We start from the raw sequence: 2,685 nt of genomic DNA, 5'->3' as shown, positions 1-2,685 counted from the left end.
CCGCCAAAAATTACTTTGCCGTCGTCACTATTGCCGCAACTCTGCTTTGGTTGCGGTAACTGTCCACACGACCTAGGGTCCGATCCGGACTTGAACCTGCCGCGGGCCGGCCAGTTGATCAAGCGACTGGAGGCCGCCGGCATCGATCTTGGGTCCGTCACAGACTTGGTGTTGACCCACATGCACATGGACCACATTGGCGGGCTGCTCGTCGAGGGGGTGAAGGAGCGGCTGCGTAAAGACCTGCGGATCCACGTGGCGGCCGCCGAGCTCAAGTTCTGGGAGTCGCCCGATTTCTCCCACACCTCCATGCCGCAGGGTTTCCCGGATGCGCTTCGGTCGGCCGCCACGCGGTTCGTGAGCGAGTACGGCAGCAACCTGCGGACGTTCGATGAAGAACACGAGATTGCGCCGGGCGTGGTCGCCCGTCGCACCGGCGGTCACACCCCCGGGCACAGCGTGGTCCGCGTGGCGTCCGGCGGTGACGGGCTGACATTCGCCGGCGATGCCGTGTTTACCGTCGGGTTCGAGCAACCCGACTGGCACAACGGTTTCGAACACGACCCCGAAGAGGCGGCGCGCGTTCGGGTCCGTCTTTTGCAGGAGCTGGCTAAGAGCGGCGAGATGTTGGTGGCCACTCACCTGCCGTTCCCGTCCATCGGACGGGTGGCGGCCGACGGCGATGCCTTCCGTTTCGTGCCGGTCTTCTGGGACTACTGACCGGCATTGGGTTAAGGCCGAACCAGGGCGCGTATGAGTTCGCGCCCTAGTTCAATACTTCGCAACCGCTGGAACCGAAGCGATCGTTTATGCCCGCTTTGACCAATTTCCAACCTTACAGATGAGTGGAACGAACATGCAGAACGAAAAGGTCATGATCATAACGGGCGGCAGCTCTGGCATCGGTCGGGCGGCCGCGCTCCGTTTCGCGAACCAAGGCGACAAGGTGCTCATCACCGGCCGCCGCGCCGGCCCCATCGAGCAAACGGTCGCGGAGCATAAGAATATCGCGGGCATCGTCGCGAATACCGCCTCTGCTGAAGACGCCAGGCGGACCATCGCCACGGCCGTCGACAACTGGGGCCGCGTGGATGCGCTCATCAACAACGCCGGCGCGGGCGCCATCCTTCCGTTATCGGATGCGACAGCCGATCGGATCACAGACATCTTTTCCATCAATGTGCTCGGTCCGAGCCTGCTGGCCCGCGCCGCCCTTCCTCACCTGAAGGCGACGCAGGGCACCATCATCAACATCTCCTCGACCTTCGGCCACCGGCCGGCGGCGGGACTATCCCACTACGCCGCCAGCAAGGCGGCGCTGGAACACCTGACCCGCTGCTGGGCGCTCGAACTCGCGCCGCTCGGAATAAGGGTGAATGCGGTCGCCGCCGGGCCCACGGAATCCGGCGCCTTGACCGGGATGATGGGGCTATCTGCGGAACAGGCAGAAGCGGTCAAGGAACACGAGCGCGCACGGATTCCACTCGGTCGGCGCGGCGTTCCCGACGACATCGCAGAATGGATTGTCCAGCTTGCGGGCCCCGCCTCGCAATGGCTGACGGGCCAGGTTCTCGCCGTCGATGGCGGCTTGGGACTGGCTTAGTTTCCACGCTGCAAAGTGCGGTCCCGGCCAAATTTACTTCTCTTTCCGATTAAGGGGCGATAGTTCGGGTGAGTTAGTCTGGGCGCCCAAAGCTGCGGTGAGCCAAAGCCCGTTGCCTGTAAGGGTCATTCGCTACAGGGGCGAACGAGTGGCAAGTCCAGCCATGTCCGTAAGTAAATTCAGAGCATGAGCGACTGCGCGTTGGTCATGGCGAGTTGATGGCGCTGCTCGGGACGTGATTCAATCTCCGAAGCCGGAGCCTCGAATCATGCGCTACGAACTCAGCGATTGCTGCCCAACAAGTCGCGCGGCGTTCGGCGGGTAAATGACCGGCGCGTGCTCAATGGCATCTTTTGGGTTCTGCGCTCGGGTGCGCCATGGCGCGACCTGCCGCCGACCTATGGTCCGCGCACCACCTGCTACAATCGCTTCGTTAGGTGGCGGCAGGCTGGCGTCTGTGACCAGATCATGGACACGCTTGCCGTCGGTCATGAGTCGGCGGTGCAGATGATTGACACCTCCGTCGTCCGAGTGCACCAGCACGGAGCCTGCATCTCGGACAACAATCAGCAGGATATGGGTCGCCCGCGAGGGGGGCTGACCTGCAAGATTCACGCGGTGGTGGATACCGATGGCCTGCCGGTGCATCTCGCCCTCACGCCGGGCGACGCGCATGACAACCGGCTGTGTTCGGTTCTCCTCAGTGGCTTGCTTCCCCAAACGATGTTGCTCGCGGATCGCGGATACGACGCCGACTGGATCAGGGAGCTTGCCCGCCAGCAAGGCGCATGGGCGAACATTCCGCCGAAACGAAATCGCAAAGACCCGATCTGCTTCAGCCCGTATCTGTATCGAGCGCGCAACCTGATCGAACGGTTCTTCAACAAGATCAAGCAACGTCGGCGTGTTGCCACCCGCTACGACAAACTCGCAGCCAACTATCTGGCGTTCGTCAAACTCGCATCAATCCGAATTTGGATACGCGCTAATGAGTCCACGTCCTAACACTACTTTGGCAGATTGTGTTTTCGCCGCTGTTTTTCACGGATTTGCTTTCGGCAATATGGGCACTGCTGAGACGG

Annotated in this window: 3 protein-coding genes; all 3 read left to right on the top strand. The window is 62.0% G+C overall.

The window, feature by feature from the left end; genetic code table 11:
• Positions 1–720 (top strand): MBL fold metallo-hydrolase (locus ACZXDY_RS45385; protein ID WP_464349945.1); only part of this gene is annotated, 720 nt, incomplete at its 5' end.
• A 121-nt stretch (positions 721–841) separates the two neighbouring features.
• The gene (locus ACZXDY_RS45380; protein WP_464349944.1) at positions 842–1,603 is read left to right on the top strand and encodes an SDR family NAD(P)-dependent oxidoreductase; all 762 of its coding nucleotides are present in this window, start codon (positions 842–844) and stop codon (positions 1,601–1,603) included.
• A gap of 243 nt (positions 1,604–1,846) precedes the next feature.
• A complete protein-coding gene (locus tag ACZXDY_RS45375; protein WP_464349946.1) occupies positions 1,847–2,608 on the top strand; it encodes an IS5 family transposase in 762 nt (253 codons plus the stop codon).
• Positions 2,609–2,685: the final 77 nt, after the last annotated feature.

The sequence above is a fragment of the Bradyrhizobium sp. LeoB3 genome (assembly GCF_055456055.1).
Note: the sequence above shows the minus strand (reverse complement) of the source record. Positions and strands in the feature narration are given on the sequence as shown.

Bases quoted from the DNA above. Each gene is read 5' to 3' on its own strand.
- ACZXDY_RS45380 (WP_464349944.1), top strand. From the start codon at position 842: ATGAGTGGAACGAACATGCAGAACGAAAAGGTCATGATCATAACGGGC.